We start from the raw sequence: 26,643 nt of genomic DNA, 5'->3' as shown, positions 1-26,643 counted from the left end.
TGGTGCCGATCGGCGACGGCCTGGTCAACGCGGTCGTCACGGTGAACTCCGGAAAGCTGACTCTGCAACTGGTGGCCCCCGACGGGCGCTGGCTGGTGGACGACGTCGATTGGGAGAGCTCGTGAACCTGCCGCGGCCGCGTGGGGTGGCCCTACTCGTCGCCCTGACCGCGACGCTGGCTCTGCTCTGCTGCGGCGGTGCCATCAGCGCGCTGCTGGTGGACGAGTTCGACGACAAGGAGGAGAACCTCAGTCTGCTCAGCGCCAACTGCGGTGCCGGCGGGCCGATCGATCCCGAGGCCAAGCTGCCCAAGGTCGGCCAGTACAACTCGGAGCAGATCAAGAACGCGGCGATCATCATCAACGTCGGCAAGCAGCTGAAGCTGCCACCGCGGGCCTGGGTGATCGCGGTGGCGACGGCGATGCAGGAATCCAACCTGCGCAACCTGGGCTTCCTCGGCGAGCGCAACGACCACGACTCGCTCGGCCTGTTCCAGCAGCGACCGAGCACCGGCTGGGGCACGCCGAAACAGGTCACGGACCCGGTCTATGCCGCGACCAAGTTCTACGGAAAGCTGCGGAAGGTCAAGAACTGGGACAGCCTGCCGCTCACCCGGGCGGCCCAGCGGGTGCAGATCAGCGCCTATCCGGGCGCCTATGCCAAGCATGAACCGATCGCGACCCAGATCGTGAACATGCTCGCCGACGGTGCGGCGAACGCCGTCGGGAACTCGCTCGACATGGTCTGCCCCTCGATCGGACAGGTGTCTGCTTCCGGCTGGACCAGTCCGCTCGCAGCCAGCGGCAAGGGCTTGAAGAAGAAGGACAAGATGGTCGTGGGGTCAGGTTTCCGCACCGCGGACCGGCCAAGCCATCAGGGCGTCGACTTGATCATCGACACCGGCAACCCGGTCCGCTCGGTGGCAAGCGGGGTCGTCTCCCGGATCAAGTGCGATGAGACGTTCAGCGGAAAAAAGGACTGCGACGTGGCCGGCTATCCAGGCAAGGGCGGCTGTGGCTGGATGCTGGAGATCCGGCACGCCGGCAAGATCATGACCCGCTACTGCCACCTGGTCCGACGACCGAATCTGGAGGTGGGCCAGAAGGTCGCCGCCGGCCAGGTCGTGGCGCTCAGCGGCACCAGCGGCAACTCCTCGGGGCCGCACCTGCACTTCGAGGTGCACCTCAACAACGACCGCTCCAGCGCCAGCGCGGTGGACCCGGTGCAGTTCATGGCGGAGCACGGCTCACCGCTGGGCGCTTCCCGGTGACCGGTGGCTCGATGCCCGACCCGTTCGCCGGTTCCGAGTGGACCCCGGATCCGCCGCGCCCGGTCGTGCCGACGGCGGCGACCATGGCGGGCCAATTGCGCGGCCGGCGGGTGCTCATCGGGCTGCCCGGCCACGGCTGGCGTGGTGACCTGCGCGCGGACGAGAAGGTCGTGCAGGGCAGCCGGACCTACGTGCCGGTGATGCCGGAGGCCGAGTGGTACCGCGCCGAGGCGGAGCAGACCGAGGTGTTCGCTCCGCTGGTGCCGGTCGAGCGGGTCTGGGTAGAGGAGCTCGGGATGGCAGCCCTCAACACCGGAGCGGGTGATGTGCTGTCCCGGCTGGTCTCGCTGGACGAGCCGCCGCGCCGCAACCCGGTCGCCGCGCTGGACGCCGCCGCCCTGACCGGCCGCCGGGTCGTACAGCTCCTGGAGGACGGCGGTGAACGCCGTGACCTGCGCGCCGTCACCGAGCTGCACACCAGCGATGAGGGTGACATCTGCGCGCGGGTGACGACCGAGCTGGACTGGTATCGCTGGGGCTGGAGCGGGAAAGCGCCCCGGACCCTGGAAGTGCCGGTCCACCTGCTCTGGGTGGAATAAGTCTGCTAGGACAGCTTGGCGGTGTTGCAAACGCGCCAGCCGTCGGCATCGGCCAGGGTGAAGGACCACGGCTCCGAACTCTTACTCAACGCCTCCCCGCCCCTGGATCCCGCGATGAGAAGGTCGGTGGTGACAGTCCGGCGGTCTGCCTCGGCGCCCGAGACCGTCAGCGTGCTCCAACTGACGTTGACGGTCACATCAAACTCCTTCTCCCGCGCGACCAGTTCCGTGCGCAACGCGGAGATCGCCGTGAGGTCGAGGCCGTCCTTGCAGGTGAAGAGCGAGGCTTCCTTGTCATCGCGGTTGACCAGATATGCCCGCAGGAACTGGTCCACCACCGCGTCAGGCGCACTCCGCTCGATCTTCGTGGCCTCGTCGTAGAACGAGATGAACACTCCGACTCCGCCCAGACACAGCAGCGCCATGATCCCCGCCCCCATAGCCAGAAAGAGACGAAGTCGCCGGTTTCGCGGCTTTCCCGCCACGGGCACCGGCGCCGCCGGTGGCAACGCGGGCGGCGGGACTGGGTTCGGGGGCTGCACCCTTACCAGATTAGTGCGTTCCGCTGTGGACGAGCGCCGGGCAGCCCGGCGAGTGGGTCACTCTGCCCGTACTGGGAGAATTGAGCACCGGCTGCGCAACGTCATCGTCCGGCCGGTGCAAGGTACGGTTTGAGCGCACACACGGAGGTGAGGCGGTGGAGTCGACGCGGCGTATCGATCAGGCCGCTGCCCTGCACCGCCAGGCGGGGGCCACCGTCGAGGCGGCAGCCGCGGCGCTGGAGTCGCAGGCGCCGTCCGCCGCCGACCCGCTCGTGCAGCATCATCTGGCCGAGGAGTTGCGGGCCGCCGCGAGCGAGCTGGCCCCCGGCTGGCTCGGCGCGCCGCTGGACGCGCAGTCGGCGACCACCCCTTTGGGTGGCACGTTTCCTCCGCAGTTCGTTCGTCTCGGGATGGCGCAGCCGCTCGACGACGCGCGCTTTCCCGCCGTGATCCCGCTGCTCGGCACCGGGCATCTGACCATCGACGCGGACGCCCGCGACCCGCGGGTCGCCGGCCTGCTGCGTTGCCTGCTGCTTCGCCTGCTGGCGACCGCGCCCGCCGGGTCGTTGCTGGTCCGCGCCGTGGACGGCACGGGGGGCGGCACCGTTTTCTCCCCTTTTGCCGTGCTCGCCGACGCGGGCCTGCTGTCGCCGACCGCCATCGACCGCGCGCAGTTGCGTGACGTGCTCACCGAGGCCGAGAAGTGGCTGCGCCCGGTGCGCGGTGGCGCGGTCCGCCGGGGCCGGCGCGACCGGATGATGCTGCTGGTCATCGCGAGCCTGCCGGAGCTCACCGAGGGCGCCGACCTGGTCCGGATCGCCGCCCTGGCGCAGCAGGGGCCCGAGTCCGGCCTGCATCTGATCGTGGCCGGCTGGCCGCCGCCCCCGCTGACCGCGGAGACGACCCAGGCCCCGCTGCCCCGGACGACCCAGGTCTCGCTCCGTAACCCGTACGCGGTGATCGGCGACCCGCCCGGCTCGACGTTCGGATCCATCCCGGAAGCGGTGTGGCTGAACGCTCCCGTCTTCCTCGACGATGACCCGCCGCCGCGCCTTCTCGACGCGGTGTGTCGCGAGTTGGCCGCCCATTCCGCCGCCGCCTCGCGGGTGGCGCTCGCCGACCTGCTGCCCGACCCGGCGGAGGAGATCTGGAGCGGCGACGCGGCCGACGGGCTCGGCACTACGGTCGGTCACGACGGTGATACCCCGCTGGTGCTGCGCTTCAACGACCTGACTCCACACTGGATGGTCGGCGGCCGGTCCGGCGCCGGCAAGACCGCCTTCCTGATCAATGTCCTGTACGGCCTCGGCACCCGGTACAGCCCCGATGAGCTGGGCCTCTACCTGCTCGATTTCAAGGAGGGCGTGTCCTTCGCCGAGTTCGTGCCGACCCAGCGGGACCGCACCTGGCTGCCGCACGCGCGGGCCGTCGGCGTCGAATCCGACCGGGAGTACGGCCTGGCCGTGCTGCGCGAGCTGGACGGCGAGATGACCCGCCGGTCGGTGGCATACAAGCGGGCCGGGGTGACCCGGTTCGCGGATCTGCGCGCGGTCGCCGCCGAGGAGGGCCGGGGCCGGCCGATGCCGCGGATCCTCTGCGTCATCGACGAGTTCCAGGTGCTGCTGGCCGGCAACGACCCGATGGCTACCGAGGCGGTCCAGCTGCTGGAGTCGCTCGCCCGCAAGGGCCGCTCGTACGGCATCCACCTGATCCTGGCCAGCCAGACCGTGCTCGGCGTCGAGGCCCTGTACGCCAAACGCGACTCCATCTTCGGCCAGTTCCCGGTGCGGATCGCGCTGCCCGGCGGCGGGGACGTCCTGGAGCCCACCAACGACTCGGCGGCCGGCCTGCCGTTGGGCACGGCCGTCGTCAACACGGCGGGCGGGCTGGGCGGGCCGCGGGGTGCCACCCGGGGCCACGAGCGCATCGTGCGCTTCCCCGACCCGCACGCCGACCGGGCGGTGCTCAGCGACCTGCGGCACAAGCTGTGGGGCGCCCGCGACCCGGAGGCCACCCCGCCGCGCATCTTCGCCGGCTATGCCCGCCAGCACCTCGCCGACGACCCGACCTACCGGGCAGCGCTCGCGGGCCGCGGTGGACGGCCATCGGCGCTGCTCGGCCGGGTCATCGACGTCAGCCTGTCCACCGCCGCGTTCCCGCTGGACGCGTCGCCGGGGCGGCACCTGGCTGTCTTCGGGTCGCGGCCGGACGGTGCCGAGGTGCTGGAGGCAGCGGCCCGCAGCGTCGCCGCGTTCCACTCACCCCGTACCACCAGGTTTGTCATCTCCTCGCTCGTCGCCGAGGGTGACGAGCTCGCCAAGGCCCTCGCCGTCGAGATCGGCCACCGCCAGGAGGTCGTCGTCGTGGACGCGGCCGGCCTGGCCGCGGAGCTTGATCTGGAGCGGCCGGGCTACCGGGTGGTGTTCGGGATGGACGCGGTGAGCCCGGGGACGCTGCCGATGCTGCGGCGGTTGCTGCGCGAAGGGCCGGGCCGGGGCGTGCATCTGCTGTCCTGGTGGCGCGGGCTGCGCCGGTTCAGCGAGGAGACAGGCGGCAGCGCTGGCCGGGAGGACGTGGCCGGCCTGGTCTTCCTGAACGTGCCCCAGCAGGACGTGTCCCTGATGGTGGGCAAGCAGCTGGACTGGCAGCCGCGGGAAAACCGCGCCCTGCTCCACGACCGGCACGCGGACCGCACGGTGACCATCGTGCCGTTCGTCGAGCCCGAGAGCGACGAGGCATGACCGCCCGCACCGAGCGGCACCCGGCCGCACCCAACAACGACCTCGCAGGCGAGGGCCGGAAAAGCATGCCCAAGGAGGGCACAGCATGACCGGCGTGCCGGAGGGCCAGGCGGCCGACGAGGGGCCTTGGGCGTCCTATGTGGCAGCCGCGCAGCGCCTCGACGCGGTCCGCCGGGCCGCCAGTTCGGCCGCCGGCGAGCAGGCGGCCACCCTGCAGGCCGCCCAGCAGGAATTGGCGTCGGTGCGGGCCCGGCTGGCGCCCCAGCGGGCCCGGCTGGTGCAGGATCTGGGCGTACCGGTGGCCACGCTGGCCGTTCGGCCGGACGAGCGGGCGCTGGCGGCGCAGGCCGTCGCCACCGGCCCCGAGACGATCCTGGCCGCGCTCCGGCAGGCCCGGAGCACGGCCGACGCCGCCGACGCCGCGATGATCGGTCCCGGCCCGGCGGCGCCGTGGCGGCCGTGGGCCCGCAACCTGCTGGTGTACGGGCCGTTCGCGGCGGCCGTGCTGATCGTCCAGATCGTGCTCTATCTGATCGCCCCGTCCGGCTCCCTGCCCACGTACGCGCTGCTCTGCGGGCTCAGCATGCCGCTGCTGGCGTTCGGGCTGGGCTGGCTGACGATCGGTTTCGTGTACGGCGGTGGACCGGTGAAGGTGGACCGGACGCCGATCGTCGGCGCGATCGCATGCCTGACCCCCGTGCTGCTGACCTGCATGGGCGTCGGCCTGCTCGCGTTCATCCGGTAAGGAGTGCTGACATGGCCAGCGTCGAAGAGGTCAAGGCGAACGTCGCCGCGTCCGTGGACGGCACGCAGCGGGCGGTGGCCGGCATCCAGCAGGTGACCGACCAGCTGGACGACGCGCTGGCGCTGCTCAGGATGACGGCGATCGGGTCGTTCCATCCCTCGGTCGCCTCGGCGATCGCCCAGCTGGAGCAGGCCCGGACCAGGCTCGACGAGGCGCAGACGCTGGCCCGGTCCGCGATGGACAGCGCGGACGCCTACCGCATGATCGTCTGACTTCTCAATCCGGCAGGGCGGCCGTCAGATCGATCTCCACCAGTTGGCCGCCGAAGCCGAGCACGGTCACCCCGAGCAGCGTGCTGGCCGTGGAGAAGGCCGGCGCCAGCTCCGAGGCCATCAGCCGGCTCCACACCCCCGCCAGCACCGCCGACTCCGCGCTGACCACGTAGATCACCGAGCGGACCACGTCGGACGGCTTGGTGCCGGCCGCGGCCAGCACCGCGAGGCAGTTGGCGATGACCTGGTCGGTCTGCGCGTCGTAGTCGTCCGGGCCGACGACCGCGCCGGAGACGTCGAGCGGGCACTGGCCCGCCAGGTGGGCCAGCCGGCCGGCGGGTGAGATGGTGACGTGGCTGTAGCCGGGCGGTTCGTGCACACCGGCGGGGTTCAGTCTGGAGAGCATCGCGCCAGTATCGCGAAGCGGGCCGACTTCAGCGCGCGTTTATCAGCGCCATCGCCTCGGCGCGGACCTTGCCGTCGCTCTGAAAGGCGCCCCGGACCGCGGAGGTGACCGTGCGGGCGCCGACCTTGCGGATGCCGCGCATCTCCATGCACATGTGCTCGCACTCCAGCACCACGATCACGCCGCGGGGGGTGAGCTTCTCCATCAGCAGGTCGGCGATCTGCGACGTCAGCCGCTCCTGCACCTGCGGGCGCCGGGCGAAGACCTCGACCAGCCGGGCGAGCTTGGACAGGCCGGTGATCCGGCCGTCGACGCCCGGGATGTAGCCGATGTGGGCGACGCCCTTGAACGGCAGCAGGTGGTGCTCGCAGAGGCTCATCAGCTCGATGTCGCGGACGAGCACGAGCTCCTCGTGGTTCGCCTCGAACGTCGTGGTGAGCACCTTCGCCGGGTCGACCCGCAGGCCGGCGAAGAGCTCCGCGTAGGCCCGGGCGACCCGGGCCGGGGTGCGCACCAGACCGTCGCGGTCCGGGTCCTCACCGATGGCGATGAGGATCTCCCGGACCGCTTTCTCGATGCGGGCCAGGTCGACGGCCTGCTCGACCGGCGTGCCGGTGAGCTTGCCGTCGACCAGACGCGCGGCGAGGTAGTCAGGCTCGTCGGCGCCGTTCGGCTCCGTCGAGCTGCCGTCGGTGATCAGTGGTTACCTTCCACCGAGCCGTTCGGCGTGCTTCCCGCGCTCGGGTTGACGCCGCCCACGGCGATCTGGCCGTCGGCTTCCGCCTGGGCCTTGAGCTTGTCCCGCTCGGCGGGGGTGAGGACCGGCGGCGCCTCGGACGGGAGCCGCTTGCCGAAGCCGTTGAACGGGGCCATCGGCGGCCGCTTCTGCACGCGTTCGCAGATGCGGTTCATGTCGTCCTGGGTGATGGTCTCCTTCTCGATGAGCTCGAGGACCATGTTGTCCAGGACGTCGCGATACTCGACCAGGATCTCCCAGGCCTCGTCGTGCGCCAGCTCGATCAGGGCCCGGACCTCGGCGTCGATGTCGGCGGCGACCGCGTCCGAGTAGTCCTTCTCGTGGCCCATGTTGCGGCCCATGAACGGCTCGTCGCCGCTGGTGCCGTACTTGACGGCGCCGAGCTTGGAGCTCATGCCGTACTGGGTCACCATGGCGCGGGCCAGGCCGGAGGCCTTCTCGATGTCGTTGCCGGCGCCGGTGGTGGGCTCGTGGAAGACGAGCTCCTCCGCCGCGCGGCCACCGAGCGCGTACGCCAGCGTGTCGATCATCTCGGCACGGGTCTGGGTGTACTTGTCCTCGGTCGGCAGGACCAGCGTGTGCCCCAGCGAGCGGCCACGGGGAAGGATCGTCACCTTGTGCACGGGCGCGGAGTGTGGCAGCGCGTACGCCACCAGCGCGTGCCCGCCCTCGTGGTAGGCGGTGATCTTCTTCTCGTTGTCGCTCATCGCGCGGGAACGCCGCTCCGGGCCGGCGATGACCCGGTCGATCGCTTCCTCGAGGAAGAAGTTCGAGATCGCGCGCTTCTCGTTACGGGCGGTCAGCAGCGCGGCCTCGTTGATCACGTTGGCCAGATCGGCGCCCGAGAAGCCGGGCGTGCGGCGGGCCACCGAGTCGAGGTCGACGTCGGGCGTGAACGGCTTGCCCTTGGCGTGCACCCGCAGGATGGCCTTGCGGCCCTCCATGTCCGGGTTGTCCACCGGGATCTGCCGGTCGAAGCGGCCCGGGCGCAGCAGCGCCGGGTCGAGGATGTCCGGCCGGTTGGTGGCGGCGATGAGGATGACGCCACCCTTGGTGTCGAAGCCGTCCATCTCGACGAGGAGCTGGTTGAGCGTCTGCTCGCGCTCGTCGTGACCGCCGCCCATGCCGGCGCCGCGGTGCCGGCCGACGGCGTCGATCTCGTCGACGAAGACGATCGCCGGCGCGTTCGCCTTGGCCTGCTCGAAGAGGTCGCGGACGCGGCTCGCGCCGACACCCACGAACATCTCGACGAAGTCGGAGCCGGAGATCGAGTAGAAGGGCACCCCGGCCTCACCCGCGACGGCCCGGGCCAGCAGGGTCTTACCCGTGCCGGGCTGGCCGAAGAGCAGCACGCCCTTGGGGATCTTGGCACCCAGCGCCTGGTACTTCGCCGGGTTCTGCAGGAAGTCCTTGATCTCCTGAAGCTCCTCGACGGCCTCGTCGGCGCCCGCCACGTCGGCGAACGTCGTCTTGGGCATGTCCTTGGTCAGCATCTTGGCCTTGGACTTGCCGAAGTTGAGCACGCGGGAGCCGCCGCCCTGCATCTGCGACATGAACAGCAGCAGCAGGATGACGAGGATCGCGATCGGCAGCAGGTTGACCAGCAGGCTCAGCAGGATGCTGTCGCCGGAGACCGTGGCGTTGACCGTGCCGGTGATCCGGCCGGCGGCCTTCGCCTCCTGGACGTCGGCCCAGACCTCATCCGTGAGTTCGTACGGATACTGGGTCTCGATCTTGTCCGTGGTCTTGCCGTCGAACCGTTCCGGTGTCGCCAGTTCGAGCTGGAGCGTCTGCTCCTTATCCTCCTGGATGACCTTTTTGATGCCGGGCTGGTTCAGCCGCTCGAGCACGACTGAAGTATCAACTCGCTGGTAGCTCGGACCATTCGTGAAGATCGAGCTCAGCGCAATCGCACCGATGATCACCAGAATGATCCAGACCACCGGGCGGCGGAAGAAACGCGTACGTTCCATACTGTTGTCGGGCGCCTGATGCGCCCGGACCCTCCTGATCGGCGTCCTGGTCACCTGGGTTGGCTATCCCCGCCGCCGGGCGCCGGTGAGGGCTTCCCCGCGGTGAAGACACTGCCGCATCGGTAACCTGTAGCCGCTCCGGTAGAACTCCACCGGTGCGACCGTTACCGACCCGACCCCTCCGGCGCTCGTGACTCTGCGCCATCGGTCACTCGACCGTACACCGTGGCTGCCTCTTGCGATTGGTCCAGCCCGGGGCCCCGGGCCCCCGCCGTTACCGCCTGTTGGCACCAAAGGCCCGGCTAAACAGGGACAGAGCCGGACAATACAGCCCGGTTCTGGACCAGCTCTCCGGTTCCTGAGAGTCGGCTGGGAGACCGTTCAGCTACGGGCGTACACCTCGGGCTTGAGCACTCCGACGTACGGGACCTCGCGGTAACGCTCCGCGAAGTCGAGCCCGTAGCCGACCACGAACTCGCTGGGGATGTCGAAGCCCACGTACTTCGTCGGCACCGGCACCTTGATCGCGTCCGGCTTGCGGAACAGCGCCACCACCTCGACGCTCGCCGGCTGCCGGGACTGCAGATACTTCATCAGCCAGGACAGGGTCAGGCCGGAGTCGACGATGTCCTCGATGATGACCACGTGCCGGCCCGTGATGTCGCGGTCCAGGTCCTTGAGGATGCGCACCACCCCGGAGGACGTGGTGCCCGAGCCGTAGGACGAGACGGCCATGAACTCCATCTCGGAGGGAGGGCCCTGCCGGCCCAGCGCACGCGCGAAATCCGCCATGAACATGACCGCGCCCTTGAGCACGCAGACCAGCAGGATGCCGTCCTCGGCGTCCGCGTAATCCGCGGCGACCTGTTTGGCCAGCTCTTCGGTCTTCTCGCGGATCTGCTCCTCGGAGATGATCACGCGGTCGATGTCGGCGTCGTACCAGGAGCCGTCTGCCATGTGCCTAGCGTGCCGCATGAAGATGGCCGCGCGTGGCCGGGGGCTGCGGTACATGCCCGCCCAAGTGCAGGTTATGGGACGAATCCGGCCGAGGCACCCGGACCGCGACCACACACCGTGACAACTGTCACAGGTTCGTGTGGACCAGGTCACCCGCACGGCGGCCCACGACGATCCCACCGGGCAACGATGCCGCTCCCTGGCCACGCCAGTCGGTGACCAGCGCGTCGAGCGCGACGACGTGCCGGTGTGACAGCGCGGCACCCGGCGCGCCCAGCTCCCGCGCCCAGGCGTGCAGGACCCTGGTCCGGATGGCCGGCGACAAACCGGACAAAGCGCCGACCGAGAGGCCGGCGGAGGATCGGCAGTCGGCGAGCGCCTCGGCCGCCACCCGGTCGAGGAACGCCACGTCGGCGGCGGTCAGGGCGGCGGTCCGGGCCAGGTTCGCGACCACTCCGGGCCCCAGCGCGGCGATCAGGGCGGGCAGGGCGTCCGCCCGGACCCGGGAGCGGGCGTACGCGGGATCGGTATTGTGCGGGTCCGCCCAGGCCGCCAGGCCGAGGGCGGCGCAGGCCTTGCGGGTGTCCTCCCGCGAGACCTCCAGCAGGGGCCGGAGCAACAGCCCGCGTCGCTGCGGCATGCCGGAGAGCCCGCGCGGCCCCGCGCCCCGGGCCAGCGCCAGGAGCACGGTCTCGGCCTGGTCGTCCCGGGTGTGCCCGAGCAGCACGGCCGCGGCGCCGTTTCGCTCCGCAGCCGAGGAAAGTGCCTCGTAGCGGGCCTCGCGGGCGGCCGCTTCCGGGCCGCCGGGCCGGCCGCTCACCTCGACCGTGGCGACCTCGACCGGATCGAGCCCCGCGGACCGCCCCCACTCCGCCACGGCCGCGGCCCGCGCGGCGGAACCCTCCTGCAGGCCGTGGTCCACGGTCACGAGCCCGGCCCGGACACCCGACCGAGGCGCCACGAAGGCGGTCGCGGCCGCGAGGGCGAGCGAGTCGGCCCCGCCCGAGCAGGCCACGAGCACGAACCGGCCGGCCGGCTCGCCATCAGGCACGGACCGCAGGGCTCTGCGGACCGCGTTCCTGACGGCCGCGACCGGCGGCGCGATCCGGGCCACGGTGGGTCTAGGAGGCCAGGCCGACCGGCCCGTGCACCCGCGCCACCCAGGCGTCGGGGTCGCCCAGCTCGTCCAGGCGGGGCAGGGTCAGCGGCGAGCTGAAGATCTTGTTGAAGCCGGCCATGCCGACCCGCTCGACCACCCCGCGCACGAACTTGTGGCCCTCCGCGTATTGCCGCATCTTGACCTCGATGCCGAGCAGCCGGCGGATCGCCTTCTCCAGCGGGTTGCCGCTCTCGCGGCGCTGGTTGAACTTGGCCCGGATCGACTCCACGGACGGGATGACCTCGGGGCCGACCCCGTCCATGACGAACTCGGCGTGCCCCTCCAGCAGCGTCATCAGCGCGGTCAGCCGGTCCAGGACCGCCTTCTGCGCGGGGGTCTGCACGAGGTCGATGACCGAGGAACGGCTGTCCGGGTCGCGCAGCGCGTCGGAGAGCGTGGCCACCCCGCGGCGGACCCGCTCAAGGATGTGCTCGCCGCTCTGCGAGGCGTCCACGAAGGCCTGGACCTCGCCGAGGAAGTAGCCGCGCATCCAGGGCACGGCCGTGAACTGGGTGCGGTGGGTGACCTCGTGCAGGCAGACCCAGAGCCGGAAGTCGCGCGGATCGGCATTGATCTTGCGCTCGACCTCGACGATGTTCGGGGCGTTGAGCAGCAGTTGCCCCGGCTCGGCGGAAAACACCTCGTATTGGCCCAGGACGCGGCCGGAGAGGTAGGCCAGCACCGTGCCGGCCTGCACGCCGGTGACCCGGGAGCCGATCGCGTCGGCCACCCCGCCCGGCTGTTTGTCGCCGGAGAGGCGGGTGATCAGCGGAATGATCACCTCACGCAGGCCGGCGATGTTGACCGCCGCCCAGTCCTTGCGGTCGACGACCCGCACCGGTGTGGGCTCGACCAGGGCCGTCAGCCCCGTGTATGCCGCGACGTGTGCCGCGGCCTCGTCGGTCAGCTCGCGCAGTTGCGCCACCACCTGGGTGGCTTCTTCGTAGGACACCGCGGGTCCGGATTTCGACAGCGCGCCCGCGGTGGCGGCGGCCAGATCCCAGTCAACGAACTGCGCCATGCAGACCACCGTACCCGCGCGGCACCAGCCACAGTCCCTGAGAAAACCCCTAGGTGCAGCCGCAGGTCACCAGCTTGGCCGCGATCTTGTCGAGGGCCTGCCGGGCCGCGACCGACTCGCCGGTGGCGTCCGCCATGATCGCGAAGACCAGCAGCCGGCCGTCCGCGGTGACGAGCTGGCCGGAGATCGCATTGACCCCGGTCAGCGTGCCGGTCTTGGCCCGGACCAGGCCCTGGCCGATCCGGTTCGGGGACGGCGTGACGAACCGGTTGCGCAGCGTGCCGGACCAGCCGGCCACCGGCAGGCCGCCGAACATGGCGGTCAGCTCGGGCCGCGTGCCGCCCGCGGCGAGCGTCAGCACGTCGGTGAGCAGCTTCGGGCTGATCTTGTTGCGCCGGGAGAGGCCGCTGGCGTCGGCCAGGCTGGCCCCGCTCGCCGGCAGGCCGAGCTCGCCCAGCTTGGCGATCATCGCCTCGGCGGCTCCGGAGAACGAGGGCGCCTTGCCCGCGGCCAGCGCGACCTGGCGCGCCAGCGCCTCGGCGAGCACGTTGTCGCTCTGCTCCAGCATCCAGTCGACCACGTGCACCAGCGGCGGCGACTCGACCCGGCCCAGCTCGGTGCCGGGAGCGGGCGCGCCGGCGGCACCGGAAGCCGTGGCCGAGGGCGCGGCTGAGGGCGCCGCTGCCGGGTCCACCGCGACCGGGGCCGTCTGCTTGCCCACCGAGCCGGTCGCGACGCCGAGCTGCTTGGCGAACGCCCGGCCGGCCGCCAGCGCCGGGTCGGCGAAGCGCGGGTCGCCGCCGAACTCGTTGTGCACCGGTTCGATCCGGCCGGCGTTGGTCATCAGCGACTGGATCTTGGCCACCTGACCGCCACCGATGGTGTTGCCGTCCCAGCCGGCCCCCGTGAGCGGACCCTGGTACAGCGAGGTGTCAACAAGGATCTTGGTCGGCTGCTGCCCGTCGAGCGCCTTCTTGACCTGGGCGGCGAGCTTGTCGAGCCGGGCCGCACCGGGAAATTGGCCCTTCGCGCCCACCGACAGGGTGGGATCGCCCCCGCCGACCAGCACGACCTCGCCCGGCCGCGCGCCGGCCACCGCGCGGGTGGCCAGCCGGTAGGCCGGCCCCCGCGCCGCGAGCACGGTGGCCGCGGTGAGCAGCTTGGTGGTGGAGGCGGGGGTGGTCATGGTGTCCGCGTTCTGCGCGAACAGGGAATCGCCGGTCGCGGCGTCGACGATCGAGACGTTGACCCTCGGGCCGAGCGGGCCCGCCTTGAGCAGCGGGGCGATGGCGGCCTGCACCCCGGCGGCGGTGGGCATGGCACCGGAAACATCCGCCGCGACCAGCACAGGCGTCGGCGTCGGGTCGGGCGTGGCGGACGCCGACGGGCTGGCGGTGGGATCCGCGGCCAGCCAGCCGTCCACCGGACCGGGCCGAACCACGAGCACCCCGGCCGCGGCGACGACGACCAGCACGAGGGCCGCAAGAACAGACAAGACGACGGTACGCCGCGACTTACCCGTACCCGGCTCCGCCGCTGCCGGCACCTCACCCGCGGGACCAGCCGGGCTCGGCGGCGGACCGCCGGGCTGACCCGGCGGGTCGGCCGCGGGCTGCACCGGCGGCGCCGAGGCCGGCCCCGGCGGGGGCACCTGAGCAGCCTGGGGCTGCTGATGGGCGACGTTGAGCGGCACCGAGGCACGGCCATACGTCGTGCTCGGAGGACGCACCGCCGGCGGCGTCACCGGCGAACCGGTCGGCGGCACACTGGCCCGTCCTACCGGCGGATGACCGTTTTCCGGCTCGGACACGCCGTCGTACTCGGGAGTGTTCTGTGAATCTTGCCTCCCCACGAGCCCCTCCTCCGTACGTGGCGTCAGACTTAGGGGAGACTACAAACATCCGGCACATCGGTGCGCGCGGATCCTGGGGCCATTTCTATGCCCTTGCTCTCCTCGCCACGCCCTGCCGGGTCCGATGCGGGGCTAACAAGGGAGCGAACGATGGATTTCGACGTTTTGGTTGAGATCCCCAAGGGCCAGCGGAACAAATACGAGGTCGACCACAAGACTGGCCGGATCCGACTGGACCGGACGCTCTTCACCGCGACGCAGTACCCGGCTGACTACGGGTTCATCGAGGGCACCCTGGGGCAGGACGGCGACCCGCTGGACGCCCTGGTGCTGATCCAGGAGCCGACGTTCCCCGGCTGCCTCGTGCGGGCGCGGGCCATCGGCATGTACCGGATGACCGACGAGAAGGGCCGCGACGACAAGGTCCTCTGCGTGCCCTACTCCGACCCGCGCCAGGAGCACCTGCGCGACATCCACCACCTGGGCGAGTTCGACCGGATGGAGATCCAGCACTTCTTCACGGTCTACAAGGACCTCGAGCCCGGCAAGTCGGTCGAGGGCGCGGCCTGGACCGGCCGCGTCGAGGCCGAGGAGGAGATCCGGGCGTCGTTCAAGCGCGCGGAGGCCGCAGAGCACCACGACACGGGTCACTGATCTGACAGCAGGACGCGGCGGCCGGGCTCGTGCCCGTCCGCCGCGTTCGTTGTTTCAGGGTCAGATGCTGAGGGTGCTGGCCATGCCGTAGAGGCCGACGACCGCGCAGGCCACCGGGATGACCGCGACCACGGCGAGCGTGTCCAGCAGGTCGGCCGCGCGGCCGAGATACGGCGACGGGGCCCGGCGGGTCCAGGTCGCACCGGCGGCGACCGCGGCCAGCGCCACCAGCAGGGCGGTGACGCCGACGCCGAGCAGCATCGGCTCGCCCGCGCCCCACAGCAGGTCCACGCCGAGCGCGAAGAGACCGAACAGCCCGGCCGAGATCAGCGGCAGCCGCTGGCGCAGGGTGACGAACAGCCGGCAGCGCAGCAGCAGCGCCGCCACCGCGAGCCCCATCAGGATCTCCGCGGACAGGTCGCCGGCGGACGCCAGCACCACGAACGCACCGACGCAGAGCAGCGCGTGCCCGATAAGCAGGCCGGTGAGCAACTCCTCAGTGCGGCTGACCGCGGCGAACACCGTGGCCCGGTCGGGGCGCTCCCGCGCCGCGTCCAGGGCCGAGCTGTGGGCCGGCGCGCCGGTGAAGCTCTGCTCGGCCTCGCTGCCGGTGGGCAGCGTGACCGGCGGGGTGGGCATCCGGCCCAGCCGGATCGCCAGCAGCGGCAGCGCGCCGATGCCGCAGACCAGGGCGGAGAGCAGGATCGCCGCGGCGCCGGCCGCCGAGGTGAGCATGGCGGCGAGGGCGGTGAGCGCCCCGAACAGGCCGGCCATGATCCCGGCGGCGAAGACCCGCAGGGACGCGGCCACGCCGACCGCGCCCAGGGCGGCGACCAGCAGCAGCGCCACCGAGCCGGTGAGCAGCTCGGGACCGCCGAGCCAGGGCAGCAGCGCGAAGACGCCGACCCGGTCACCGGAGGCGATCAGCACGGCGCCGCCCGCGAACGCGTACGGCAGCGCGCAGCCGCCCAGGAGCGCACCGGCCCGCGCGTCCCCGTACGCCCGGGAGGCGGTGATGCCCGCGAGCGCGAGCAGCAGGCCCACGCCGAGCGCGAAGAAGGCCGCGCCGCCCCAGGCCGGGCCGGCCGCGAGCACGGCGAGCAGGCCGATCGCGAGCAGCACGGCGCAGCCGGCCAGGGTGGCCGTCCGGGTGGAGGCCGGCGACCAGATCGTGCCGCGGCGCCGGGCGCCCTCGGCGATCGCCTCGACGACGTCGTCGTACTCCAGCTCGGGCCAGTTGTCGCGGGCCGGCACCAGGTGCAGCACCTCGCCGTCGCGCACCCCCTGCGGGAACAGGCCCTGCGCGGTCGCCAGCGCGACGCCGTCGGTGCGGCGCAGCAGCCAGCCGCCGTGCTTCTCGCCGTCGTCGGCGAGGCCCTCGCCGGCGTGCCGGAGCACCTCGGGGAGCAGCTCGGCCAGCGGGACGTGCTCGGGCAACGCCACGTCGACCCGGCGCTGCGGCGCACTGATCGTGACGCGTGCCAACCCGACTGTCATTGCCGTATTTCCCATCGATGGTGAGGAGGCTGCGGAACTGAGGGGACTTTACCTACCATGAGCCCTGCGCGGTGACCGGTCGCCGGTCGCCCGGGCTGGCAGGCCATGGGGGCAGCCACCACCCGCCAAAGTGGATATTTCGCGCAAAGGCCTGCGGTTGCGGACGAAAGGGAAACTTCCGTTATGAGCACGGTGGTGATCAAGCGGGCTGCCCGACGGCCGGCGCCGGAGATCCCGACCGGCGAGCTCGCCGTCGATGCGCCTCCCGAGATCCCGCAGGCGGTCGGCGGTCGCTGGACGCAGGCGATGATGGTGCTGCCGATGCTCGGCGGCTCGGTCGCGATGGCCATGATGATGGGCCGCGGTGGCGGCGGCGCCTTCTCCTATGTGGTCGGTGGCCTGTTCGGCATCTCGTCGCTGGCGATGCTCGCCACCTCCTTCGGTGGCAGCGGCGGTCCCAAGAAGGCCGAGATGATGGCCGCCCGCCGGGAGTATCTGCGGCATCTGTCCGGTCTGCGCCGGCGGGTTCGCGACACCGCGAGCCGGCAGCGGATGGGCCTGTTCTACCGCCACCCCGACCCGCAGCAGCTCTGGTCGACCGCCGAGAGCCACCGGGTCTGGGAGCGCCGCTCGGCCGACCCCGACTTCGGCGTGGTCCGGCTCGCCGTCGGCCCGCAGACCCTGGCCACGCCGCTGATCCCGCCGGTCACCAGGCCGCTGGAGGATCTCGAACCGATGACCGCCGGCGCGCTGCGCCGGTTCCTGGACGCGTACTCGGTGGTCCCGGACCTGCCCGTGGCGGTCTCGCTGCGCGGTTTCGCCCGGGTCTTCATGCGCGGCCAGGGCTCCACCGGCGAGGCCGACGCGCGCGCCCTGACCCGGGCCGTCCTGGCCCAGCTCGCGGTCTTCCACGCCCCCGACGACCTGATCATCGCCGTCTGTGCCGGTCCCGAGCGCCGCGCGATGTGGGAATGGGTCAAGTGGCTGCCGCACAACCTGCACCCGTCCCGCACCGACCGGCTCGGCCAGGTGCGGCTCGTCGCCAGCGCCGGGCACGACCTGGAGAAGCTGCTCGAGGACGTGATCGGCAACCGGCCGCGGTTCAACCCGGCCGGCGCCAGCGGCAACGGCCCGCACGTGGTCATCGTGCTCGACGGCGCCGACCTCAAGGGCGCAACCCAGCTCGACGACGGCATCGACGGCGTCACGGTGCTGGACCTCGACGACGTGCCGCCCCGGCTGCTGGACCGCTCGCTGCTGGTCCTGGAGGTCAGGCCGGGCAGCGGCCGGCACGAGCTGCACACGTACGCGATGGACCACGCCGCCGACGTCGGCACCCCGGACCGGCTCAGCGAGGAGGAGGCCGAGGCCGTCGCGCGGCGGCTCTCCCCGTTGCGCCTGGCCGCGATGTCCCGGTCCGCCGACACCCCGCTGGCCACCGAGATGGGCCTGGCCGAGCTGCTCAACCTCGGCGACCCCGACTCGTTCAGCGTCGCGCAGGCCTGGCTGCCCCGGCCCAACCGGGACAAGCTGCGGGTGCCGATCGGCCTCGGCGCCGACGGCGGCGCCATCGAGCTGGACCTCAAGGAGTCCGCGCAGGACGGCATGGGCCCGCACGGCCTGTTGATCGGCGCCACCGGCTCCGGCAAGTCCGAGCTGCTGCGCACCCTCGTGCTCGCGCTGGCAGCCACCCACTCGTCCGAGACGCTCAACTTCGTGCTCGTCGACTTCAAGGGCGGGGCCACCTTCTCCTCGCTCGACCGGCTGCCGCACACCGCCGCCGTGATCACCAACCTCGCCGACGAGCTGCCGCTGGTCGACCGCATGGTGGACGCCATCGACGGCGAGCTGCTCCGGCGCCAGGAGCTGCTGCGCAGGGCCGGCAACTACGCCAGCCTGCGCGACTACGAGAAGGCCCGGGCCGGTGGCGCGGCCCTGTCGCCGCTGCCGTCGCTGCTGGTGATCTGCGACGAGTTCTCCGAGCTGCTCTCCGCCAAGCCCGACTTCATCGACCTGTTCGTCCAGATCGGACGGCTGGGCCGCTCGCTGGGCGTGCACCTGCTGCTGGCCAGCCAGCGGCTCGAGGAGGGGCGGCTGCGCGGCCTCGACACCCACTTGTCGTACCGGATCGGCCTGCGGACCTTCTCGGCGCTGGAGTCGCGGGCGGTGCTCGGCGTGCCGGACGCGTACGAGCTGCCGCGCTCGCCCGGCCACGGCTACCTCAAGTTCGGCACCGAGCCGCTGGTGCGGTTCAAGGCCGCGTACGTCTCGGGGACGTTCCGCAAGGCGGGCGCCGGCGGGCCCGGTGCCGCCCGGGACGGCTCGGCGCCGCAGGTCCTCTCCTACTCGACGCACTACGTGCCGGCGCCCAAGCCGGTCAAGCCGGCCCAGCCCCAGCCCGACGAGATCCCGGCCGGCGAGAGCCTGCTCGACGTCATGGTGGCCCGGCTCAACGGCCAGGGCCCGCCGGCGCACCAGGTGTGGCTGCCGCCGCTGACCCAGTCGGCCGCCCTCGACGAGCTGCTCGGCCCGGTCACCGTGGATCCGGTTCGCGGCGTGGCCTTCGCCAACCCCGAGCTGCACGGCGCCCTGCAGGTGCCGATCGCGCTCATCGACAAGCCCCGCGAGCAGCTGCGCGACGTCATGTGGCTGCAGCTGGCCGGCGGTGCCGGGCACGTCGCGATCGTGGGCGGCGCGCAGTCCGGCAAGTCGACGGCGCTGCGCTCGCTCATCTGCGGGCTCGCGCTCACCCACACCCCGGCCGAGGTGCAGGTCTACTGCCTCGACTTCGGCGGTGGCTCGCTCGGCACGCTCAAGGACCTGCCGCACGTCGGCGGGGTCTACGGGCGGCTCGACTCGGTCGGGGTGCGGCGTACGGTCGGCGAGGTCTCCACCCTGCTCGCCAGCCGGGAGGCGCGCTTCGGCGAGCTGGGCATCGACTCGATGTCGTCGTACCGGCGGCGCCGCGCGGCGCAGGCCGGGCTGAACAACGGCGCCGACGCCGACCCGTTCGGCGACGTGTTCCTGGTGGTCGACGGCTGGACGACGCTGCGCAAGGACTACGACGAACTCGAGAGCGTCATCACCGACATCGCGACCCGCGGGCTCTCGTACGGCATCCACGTGGTCACCAGCGCGCCCCGCTGGATGGATTTCCGGCCCGCGATCCGCGACCTCTTCGGCTCCCGGGTCGAGCTGCGGCTCGGCGACCCGACCGACTCGATGGTCAACCGGCGCGCGGCGATCAACGTGCCGGAGAAGGCCGGCCGGGGCATCGTCGAGCACCCCACCGACAAAAACAAGAGCCTGCACCTGCTGACCGTGCGGCCCGAGCTGAGCGGGACCGGCGAGACGGCCGAGCTGGTCAAGATGATCGCGACCAACTGGAGCGGGCCGCCGGCGCCGCGGGTGCGCCTGCTGCCGCCGTCGCTGCCGTACGCGGACATCGACGTGGAGCGCTCGACCGGCCTGCGCCTGCCGATCGGCATCGCCGAGTCGGATCTGCAGCCCGTCGAGATCGACTTCGCCGGCGACCCGCACTTCCTACTCTTCGGCGACGCCGAGTGCGGCAAGTCGTCGTTCCTGCGGGCGCTCGCCACCACCGTGATGCGGCGGTTCCGGCCGGAGGAGGCCCGGCTGATCCTGGTCGACTACCGGCGCAGCCTGATGGACCTGCCCGAGTCCGACCACCGGATCGGCTACGGCATCCAGGCCCAGAAGACGCTGGAGCTGATGGAGTCCGTCGCGGGCTACATGGAACGCCGCCTGCCCGGCCCGGACGTCACCGCCCAGCAGCTGCGGGAACGGTCCTGGTGGACCGGCCCCGAGCTGTTCGTGCTGGTCGACGACTACGACCTGGTCGCCTCCGGCCCGACGAACCCGCTGCAGCCGATCCTGGAATATCTGCCCCAGGCCCGCGATGTCGGTCTGCACCTGATCGTCACGCGGCGCGCCGGCGGGGCCAGCCGGGCCATGTACGACCCGGTCATCCAGCGGCTGCGCGAGCTGTCGTCGCCGGGCCTGGTGATGTCCGGGCCCAGCGACGAGGGCGCGCTGATCGGGCCGATCCGGCCGACCCTGATGCCGCCAGGGCGTGGTCGACTGATGACTCGACGTGAGGGAGTGCGGTTGATCCAGTTGTCTCATCTGCCGCCGTATTGAGTTTTAGGGCAGATCGCCCCGACTTGTCGTACGATCCGCATCGGCTGACCCCCGCGACAACGCTCAGATTCGGAGTAATCTCCCTGCATCGACCGTCCATCGCCAGAATGGTCATGCCGCCAGTGAGCGCTGTGAGCGAAGCACCGCGTGCGTCCCGCCGATCGAGGCGCGACGTTGCGCTATACCGTCCGGCCTGCGACGGTGCCCGTTGGTGAACGCCCGGCGTCTGCCCGCCCGACTGGCCGCCGTCACCACCGCCACAGGTCTGTGCCTCGGCCTCGTCGGCGTGCCCGCCTTCGCGGCCGCCCCCGAGACCCAACCCGACGTCGCCCTCGCGACGGTGTCCGGCAGCCCGCTCACCGAGCCGGAGCCCTGGCTCGGTGACCCGGTGCGGTCGGAGCAGTGGCACCTGAAGACGTTGAACCTGGCGGGAGCGTGGACATACTCGTCCGGCGCGGGCGTCACGGTCGCCGTGATCGACTCCGGCGTCGACGCCACCCACAAGGATCTGCAGGGTCAGGTGCTGCCGGGCCTCGACCTGGTCGACCCCGACGGCGACGGCGACACCGACCTGGTCGGGCACGGCACCACGGTCTCCGCGCTCATCGCGGGCCGCAGCGACGACACCGCCGGCGTGGTGGGCATCGCCCCGAAGGCCAAGATCCTCCCGGTCCGCGTCCTGGACCGCGACAACCGCTATGACGACGCGATGATCGTCGCCAAGGGTGTGCGCTGGGCGGTCGACCACGGCGCCCGGGTCATCAACCTCTCCCTGGGCGGCAACGGCAGCAGCCCGGCCCTGGCGGCGGCGCTGGACTACGCGTTCGCCAAGGACGTGGTCGTGGTGGCCTGCACGGGCAACGCGAGCGCCTCGTCCTCCTCCGGGGTCTGGTATCCGGCCCGCGAGCCCGGCGTGATCGCGGTAGCCGGCATGGAGAAGGCCGGCGACGTCCTGTGGTCGGGCTCGATCACCGGCAAGGAGACAGTGGTGACGGCCCCGGCGACCCAGCTCTTCGGTGCCCGCCCGGGCGGCTACTGGCGGGTGCAGGGCACCAGTTTCGCGGCGCCGATGGTCTCCGGCACGGCGGCGCTGGTCCGCTCCCGCTGGCCGACGATGTCGGCGGCCGAGGTGGTCAACCGCATCATCAAGTCGGCGAAGGACCGCGGCTCGGACGGCCGGGACAGCCAGTACGGCTACGGCCTGGTCGATCCGACGGGCGCGCTGACCGCCGACGTCCCCGAGGTGCAACGCAACCCGCTGGACACCACGGCATCACCGGGCATCGCCGGCTTCGGCAACGCCCCGGCCTCGGGCCAGGCCCAGTCGGCCCCGAACAACGCCGTGGTGGGCGCCCGCCTGCCGGGCACCGACGGCGCGGCGGCCCGGGCCGGTGACACCCAGGACCCGGCCTCGTCGCGCGGCTGGTGGGCGGCGGGCCTGCTGTTCCTGGTCTCGCTCGCGGCGGCGATCCTGGCCTTCCGCCGCTTCGCCCGCCTCACCGCCTGACCCACCACGCGCCCTGACCCACCACGCGCCCTGACCCACCACGCGCCCTGACCGCGGCTGCCTGCGGCCGCCGCGGCTAGTCGCCCAGACTGCCAACGGGACCGACCGGCTGCCGCGGCTAGTCGCCCAGATTGCCAGCGGGACGGGCTGCGCCGGGAATGTCACGCGGCCCGCCGAGCTCTGGCTGCCGCGCCGCCTGCCCGTCAGTGACGAACCGGGCGATCGTCTGGCCGAAGAGACCGTTCACGATCCCGCAGGTCCGGCAGACGAAGTCGTCGTCCAGCCGGCCGCCGGCGCAGTGGGCGCAACTGCCCCGCTCTCGCGGGTCGTGGTAACCGCGCAGGGCCTCGGTCAGGGCGCGGGCCACCGGCAGCCGGAGCGGAAGCCGCTCAGCCCCGTCGCCCAGGCCGACCGTCAGCTCGCCGGCCATCGGGGCCTGGGGATCCAGCTCGTCGAGGCGGGCCACGAAATCGCGGAAGGCTGCCAGAACATCGGCGGAATGCGGCGTCGACATGGCCAGGACCCTACCCACAGGGCCGGACACCGCGCGGAGGGCGGCTGGCGGATCATGGCGGCCCGGATCCGCCGGAGACCCGCCTATGCGCAGTCGCCGGTCCGGACGCCGCGGGTGCGTTCGATGCCGAGCTTGGCGGTGCCCGAGGCCTCGGCCGCCGTCAGCGCGAAGCCGACCGTGTCGTCGTCGGCCGCCGCCGCGAAGATGACGCCGAGCACGTCGCCGTTCGGTGCCACCAGCGGACCGCCCGAGTTGCCGCTGCGGACCTTCGCGTAGATCGTGTAGATCTCCCGGGTCACGTCGCCGGAGTCGTAGATGTCCGGGCCGGTGATGTTGCTGACGTCGCGGACCCGGGCCGACTGCGCGTCGTACGGGCCGTCCAGCGGATAGCCCAGCACGACCGCGTTCGCGCCCGTCGCGGCGGGCTTCGCCACGAACGGCATCACCGGCGCCCGCAGCCCCGGCACGTAGATGACCGCCAGGTCGCGCTCCGGGTCGTAGACCACGACCTTGCCGTCCAGCCGGTCGTTCGTCGTCTCCACCTGCACGTTGCGGGTGCCCGCCACCACGTGCGCGTTCGTCATGATGCGCTCGTCGGCGTAGACGAAGCCCGAGCCCTCGATGCGGCGTGAGCAACTCGGCGCCGTGCCGAGCACCTTGATGACCGACTTGCGGGAGTTGACGACCACCTGGGACTTGGCCAGCGCCGGGTCCGGCGCCGCGACCTCGCGGGCGTTGGTGCGGGCCAGGCCGCCGAAGACGTCCGGGAAGCCGTTGGTGTTCAGCGACTCGCGCAGCCCGGCGGAGAGCGCCTGGGCCTGCTCCGGCATCAGCGAGTTGATGCCGTTCAGGACGGCGCTGCTGCGCACCTCCTTGTTGATGCCGGGGAACGGCGTCGACCCCAGCGGTACGGCGATCAGCCACGCGACCAGGAGCACGGCGACGAGCGAGACGACCGCACCACCGGCGTCGTCGAGGCGCCGCAACGGGTGGCTGTTGATCGACCCGCGCAACCGGGTGCCGAGCCAACCCGCCAGGGTCTGCCCGAGCACGGCCAGCGCGAAGATCGCCACCAGCGAGACGATCAGCCGGATCGTCCCGTCCGTGAACTGGTTGGCGATCAGCGGGCCGACCTGCAGGCCGATCAGCACGCCGCTGAAGAACCCGCCGAAGGACAGCGCACCGATGACGAAACCCTGCCGATATCCGCTGATCGCGAAGACCAGCATGAGCAGGATCAGGATTCCATCTACCACGGGCACTCGCTCAGAGTAGAAGTGACGGTCACGTGACCACCTCGTCGGAGGCGGCCGGCACGGCGACCGGGGTGTCGGGCAGTTCCATGAGCCGGCCCGGCTGCCACGGCCGGGTCCACCCGGCCATGTCCAGCAGGGCCGCGACGACGCCGGCGGTGAAGCCCCAGACCAGCATGCCGCGCACCTGGAACGCGGGGCCGATCCAGCCGCTCGGATGGCGCACCCGGATCCGGTTGGCGGGGTCGACGAGCTCGGTGATCGGCAGCCGGGCCACGTGCGCGACCTCGGCGGGCTCCCGCACGTGCACCGGATGCGGGGCGTGCCACCAGGCCAGCACCGGGGTCACCACGAAACGGCTGACGGGGATGTACAGCTCCGGCAGGGTCATCAGCACGGTCGCGCTGGCCGGGTCGAGCCCGACCTCCTCGTGCGCTTCGCGCAGCGCGGTGGCGGCCGGGTCGGCGTCGCCCGGGTCGGCCGCGCCGCCCGGGAAGGCCGCCTGGCCGGCGTGGTTGCGCATGGTGGCGGCACGCTGCAGCACCAGCAGGTCGGGCCGCTCCGGCCGCTGCTCGCCGAGGAGCACGAGCACAGCGCTGGCCCGGCCGCCGTGCGCCGGCGGGCGCAGGGTGGTGAAGTCTTCGGTACGCGCCGAGCGGGCCCTGGTCAGCAGCGGCTCCCACCAGCCGGGGAGGCCGTCCGGTCGCTCGCTCACTCGGTCACCGTCACGCCGGTGTGGGTGCGCACGAGCCCGCCGAGGGTGGGCTTGTCGAGGGCCTTGCCGGTGTAGACGAACCGCCCGCCGTCGGCGCCGACGAAGACGGTGACCGGAAGATTGATCTTGCCGAGCGCGGTGAGCAGCTTCTTGCCCGGATCGAACAGCGTGGGGAACGTGACGCCCTTGTCGGCGGCGAACGACGCGCCCGCCGCCCGGCCGTCGAAGGTGTCGACGCCGACCACGTGCAGCCGGCCGGCGGTCCGATCGGCCAACTCCTGAAGGAGCGGCAACTCCTCCCGGCACGGCGCGCAAGACGAGGCCCACAGGTTGACCACCGCCGGCCCGCGCAGCGAGGCGAGCCCGAAGCTGCGGCCCCCGGTGAAGCAGGGCAGCGAGACGTCCGGAAGGCCGGCGACCGGGGCCGGCAACCCGCCGCGGTCCGCGGAACCCGGCGCGGACGCGGCCGGAGCGACGCGCCCCGAGACAGGCGCCGCGCCGGACCCCGCAGCAGGCGCCGACGCGGAGGCGGTAGCCGGCGGGACGTTGAGCGCTCCGCAGTCGGTGAAGGGTGACGCTGCGTCCTCCGCCGGCGACGGGGGCGGGGTCTCGGTGGCCGTGCACGCGGCGAGCAGCAGCGCCAGGGGTGGCAGCAACCACCGCGCCAGCACCGGCCCGCCCCGGACTCGGCTCACGGGGCCTCCGGCGTCACGACGGCCGCGTCCGGCACCAGATCCGGGTCGAGGCCCGCCTGGATCGCCAGCGCCTTCGCGCGGGGGCCCTTGAGCAGCTTCGCCGCCGGAGCCGCCTCGATCGGGCCGGTGCCGTACGAGGGGCACACCGTGGCCAGCGTGCAGGCGCCGCAGGCGGGCTTGCGGGCGTGGCAGACCCGGCGGCCGTGGAAGATGATCCGGTGCGACAGCATCGTCCAGTCGCGCTTCTCGATCAGGTCGGCGACCAGGAATTCGATCTTGACCGGGTCGTCCTCGTGGACCCAGCCGAAGCGGTTCACCAGGCGCCGGAAGTGGGTGTCGACGGTAATGCCCGGCACGTCGAAGGCGTTGCCCAGGATGACGTTCGCGGTCTTGCGGCCGATGCCCGGCAGCGCGACGAGCTGGTCGAGCCTGCCCGGTAGCACCCCGTCGTGGCGCTCGAGCAGCGCCTGGCCGAGCTTGATCAGCGAGTCGGTCTTCGCCCGGAAGAAGCCGGTCGGCCGGAGGATCGCCTCAAGCTCGCCACGGTCCGCGGCGGCGTAGTCGGCGGCCGTGCGGTATTTGGCGAAGACGGTCGGGGTGACCTCGTTGATCTTCTTGTCCGTGGACTGGGCCGACAGGATGGTCGCGACGGCCAACTCCAGCGGACTGGTGAAGTCGAGCTCGCAGTGGGCGTCGGGATGCGCCTCGGCCAGCATCCGGGCCGTCTTGCGGGCTCGGCGCTTGCGGCCGATCGGGGTCTCTCCCGCGAACCGTTTGACCGACCGGGCGAGCACGGCCGCACCTGCGGTGGCGGCGACGACAGGACGACTCACGCGAGCAAGAGTACGTCGCATCCACGACCCCCCTGGGTCACATACCCGTCACCGGGGCACGGCGATGGATCCGTCCTTACCGATGGTCGCCGCGGCGTCACCGAAGTCGTCCGCCGAGAGCTCACGCACCCGGGCCAGGCCACGCTCTTTCCCGCTGTCCCTGATCGGCTTGCCGGTGCCGTCGAGATATGTCGAGAGGAACTTCCCGCCGGCGAAAGTGCCGTCGCGGGTCAGCGAGACGTGCAGGATGCCGCCGTACTTCAGGATGCCGTCGTTGCTGAGCGTGTTTCCACCGCCGGCGAAGTTGCCCAGGCTGTACGCGATCAGCTTGCCCTTGTAGAACTGCATGCCGCGCAGCACGTGCGGGCCGTGCCCGACCACCACGTCCGCGCCCGCGTCGATGACCGTCTTGGAGAACTTGATCGGGTCACCCCTGTTCTCCCCGTAGAAGATCTCGGTGCCGGGCTTCACGTGGCTCATGCCGGAGCCCTCGGCGCCCATGTGCACCTGCACCACCACG

23 protein-coding genes are annotated in these 26,643 nt (G+C 71.9%); 8 read left to right on the top strand and 15 right to left on the bottom strand.

Translation table 11 applies throughout. The annotated features are described in order from the left end of the window. Positions 1 to 121: 121 nt before the first annotated feature. Both DMB66_RS45365 and DMB66_RS45360 read left to right on the top strand, forming a co-directional pair. Positions 122 to 1,270, top strand: a complete 1,149-nt coding sequence (locus tag DMB66_RS45365; RefSeq protein WP_125810316.1) for a M23 family metallopeptidase — start codon at positions 122 to 124, stop codon at positions 1,268 to 1,270. Between the two features lie 11 nt (positions 1,271 to 1,281). Continuing rightward, positions 1,282 to 1,869: a hypothetical protein gene (locus DMB66_RS45360; RefSeq protein ID WP_125810315.1), complete on the top strand. Its 588-nt coding sequence runs from the start codon at positions 1,282 to 1,284 to the stop codon at positions 1,867 to 1,869. Between the two features lie 5 nt (positions 1,870 to 1,874). On the opposite strand, the gene DMB66_RS45355 is transcribed toward DMB66_RS45360, so the two are convergent. Beyond that, complete coding sequence (locus DMB66_RS45355; RefSeq protein WP_233625305.1) at positions 1,875 to 2,294, bottom strand: hypothetical protein; 420 nt, start codon at positions 2,292 to 2,294, stop codon at positions 1,875 to 1,877. A gap of 272 nt (positions 2,295 to 2,566) precedes the next feature. Here DMB66_RS45355 and DMB66_RS45350 point away from each other — a divergent pair, with 272 nt between their 5' ends. The 3 genes from DMB66_RS45350 (at position 2,567) to DMB66_RS45340 (ending at position 6,169) form a co-directional block, all read left to right on the top strand. After that, positions 2,567 to 5,152, top strand: a complete 2,586-nt coding sequence (locus DMB66_RS45350; protein ID WP_125810313.1) for an FtsK/SpoIIIE domain-containing protein — start codon at positions 2,567 to 2,569, stop codon at positions 5,150 to 5,152. 85 nt (positions 5,153 to 5,237) lie between these two features. Beyond that, on the top strand, positions 5,238 to 5,897 hold the full coding sequence (locus DMB66_RS45345) for a hypothetical protein (protein ID WP_125810312.1): 660 nt from the start codon (positions 5,238 to 5,240) through the stop codon (positions 5,895 to 5,897). An 11-nt stretch (positions 5,898 to 5,908) separates the two neighbouring features. Beyond that, complete coding sequence (locus tag DMB66_RS45340) at positions 5,909 to 6,169, top strand: hypothetical protein (protein WP_125810311.1); 261 nt, start codon at positions 5,909 to 5,911, stop codon at positions 6,167 to 6,169. Between the two features lie 4 nt (positions 6,170 to 6,173). On the opposite strand, the gene DMB66_RS45335 is transcribed toward DMB66_RS45340, so the two are convergent. The 7 genes from DMB66_RS45335 to dacB all read right to left on the bottom strand — a co-directional run bounded on the left by DMB66_RS45335 (position 6,174) and on the right by dacB (position 14,294). Continuing rightward, complete coding sequence (locus tag DMB66_RS45335; protein ID WP_125810310.1) at positions 6,174 to 6,575, bottom strand: RidA family protein; 402 nt, start codon at positions 6,573 to 6,575, stop codon at positions 6,174 to 6,176. A 28-nt stretch (positions 6,576 to 6,603) separates the two neighbouring features. Further along, entirely contained in the window at positions 6,604 to 7,275 is a 672-nt protein-coding gene (gene folE, locus DMB66_RS45330) for a GTP cyclohydrolase I FolE (protein WP_370320501.1), read from the bottom strand. Further along, entirely contained in the window at positions 7,272 to 9,305 is a 2,034-nt protein-coding gene (gene ftsH, locus DMB66_RS45325) for an ATP-dependent zinc metalloprotease FtsH (RefSeq protein WP_125810308.1), read from the bottom strand. The genes folE and ftsH overlap by 4 nt, the downstream gene beginning before the upstream one ends. A gap of 381 nt (positions 9,306 to 9,686) precedes the next feature. Next, positions 9,687 to 10,262: a hypoxanthine phosphoribosyltransferase gene (gene hpt, locus DMB66_RS45320; protein ID WP_125810307.1), complete on the bottom strand. Its 576-nt coding sequence runs from the start codon at positions 10,260 to 10,262 to the stop codon at positions 9,687 to 9,689. Between the two features lie 127 nt (positions 10,263 to 10,389). Further along, on the bottom strand, positions 10,390 to 11,376 hold the full coding sequence (tilS, locus tag DMB66_RS45315) for a tRNA lysidine(34) synthetase TilS (RefSeq protein ID WP_125810306.1): 987 nt from the start codon (positions 11,374 to 11,376) through the stop codon (positions 10,390 to 10,392). 7 nt (positions 11,377 to 11,383) lie between these two features. Next, positions 11,384 to 12,442: a zinc-dependent metalloprotease gene (locus tag DMB66_RS45310; protein ID WP_125810305.1), complete on the bottom strand. Its 1,059-nt coding sequence runs from the start codon at positions 12,440 to 12,442 to the stop codon at positions 11,384 to 11,386. Between the two features lie 49 nt (positions 12,443 to 12,491). Further along, positions 12,492 to 14,294: a D-alanyl-D-alanine carboxypeptidase/D-alanyl-D-alanine-endopeptidase gene (dacB, locus tag DMB66_RS45305; protein WP_125810304.1), complete on the bottom strand. Its 1,803-nt coding sequence runs from the start codon at positions 14,292 to 14,294 to the stop codon at positions 12,492 to 12,494. Between the two features lie 150 nt (positions 14,295 to 14,444). Here dacB and DMB66_RS45300 point away from each other — a divergent pair, with 150 nt between their 5' ends. Further along, entirely contained in the window at positions 14,445 to 14,948 is a 504-nt protein-coding gene (locus tag DMB66_RS45300; RefSeq protein ID WP_125810303.1) for an inorganic diphosphatase, read from the top strand. A 60-nt stretch (positions 14,949 to 15,008) separates the two neighbouring features. Here the strand turns inward: DMB66_RS45300 and eccD are convergent, their stop codons facing one another. Continuing rightward, the gene (gene eccD / locus DMB66_RS45295) at positions 15,009 to 16,445 is read right to left on the bottom strand and encodes a type VII secretion integral membrane protein EccD (protein ID WP_125810302.1); all 1,437 of its coding nucleotides are present in this window, start codon (positions 16,443 to 16,445) and stop codon (positions 15,009 to 15,011) included. Between the two features lie 183 nt (positions 16,446 to 16,628). Between eccD and eccCa the strand changes: the two genes are divergently transcribed. Then, positions 16,629 to 20,606: a type VII secretion protein EccCa gene (eccCa, locus tag DMB66_RS45290; protein ID WP_125810301.1), complete on the top strand. Its 3,978-nt coding sequence runs from the start codon at positions 16,629 to 16,631 to the stop codon at positions 20,604 to 20,606. Positions 20,607 to 20,817: 211 nt separating this feature from the next. Further along, on the top strand, positions 20,818 to 22,113 hold the full coding sequence (mycP, locus tag DMB66_RS45285; RefSeq protein WP_233625303.1) for a type VII secretion-associated serine protease mycosin: 1,296 nt from the start codon (positions 20,818 to 20,820) through the stop codon (positions 22,111 to 22,113). A 118-nt stretch (positions 22,114 to 22,231) separates the two neighbouring features. Here the strand turns inward: mycP and DMB66_RS45280 are convergent, their stop codons facing one another. The 6 genes from DMB66_RS45280 to DMB66_RS45255 form a co-directional block, all read right to left on the bottom strand. Beyond that, on the bottom strand, positions 22,232 to 22,627 hold the full coding sequence (locus DMB66_RS45280; protein WP_199753000.1) for a hypothetical protein: 396 nt from the start codon (positions 22,625 to 22,627) through the stop codon (positions 22,232 to 22,234). Between the two features lie 83 nt (positions 22,628 to 22,710). Next, positions 22,711 to 23,889 carry a MarP family serine protease gene (locus tag DMB66_RS45275; protein WP_125810300.1) on the bottom strand — a complete coding sequence of 393 codons (1,179 nt, stop codon included), beginning with the start codon at positions 23,887 to 23,889 and terminating at the stop codon, positions 22,711 to 22,713. A 22-nt stretch (positions 23,890 to 23,911) separates the two neighbouring features. Then, positions 23,912 to 24,595: a CoA pyrophosphatase gene (locus DMB66_RS45270; RefSeq protein WP_125810299.1), complete on the bottom strand. Its 684-nt coding sequence runs from the start codon at positions 24,593 to 24,595 to the stop codon at positions 23,912 to 23,914. After that, positions 24,592 to 25,290, bottom strand: coding sequence for a TlpA disulfide reductase family protein (locus DMB66_RS64615; protein ID WP_233625302.1), 699 nt, complete (start codon positions 25,288 to 25,290; stop codon positions 24,592 to 24,594). The genes DMB66_RS45270 and DMB66_RS64615 overlap by 4 nt, the downstream gene beginning before the upstream one ends. Continuing rightward, positions 25,287 to 26,144 carry an endonuclease III gene (gene nth / locus DMB66_RS45260; RefSeq protein WP_125810298.1) on the bottom strand — a complete coding sequence of 286 codons (858 nt, stop codon included), beginning with the start codon at positions 26,142 to 26,144 and terminating at the stop codon, positions 25,287 to 25,289. The genes DMB66_RS64615 and nth overlap by 4 nt, the downstream gene beginning before the upstream one ends. 27 nt (positions 26,145 to 26,171) lie before the next feature. Next, the coding region (locus DMB66_RS45255; protein ID WP_199752999.1) for a CapA family protein at positions 26,172 to 26,643 on the bottom strand (472 nt) is incomplete at its 5' end.

This window comes from Actinoplanes sp. ATCC 53533 (genome assembly GCF_003947245.1).
Note: the sequence above shows the minus strand (reverse complement) of the source record. Positions and strands in the feature narration are given on the sequence as shown.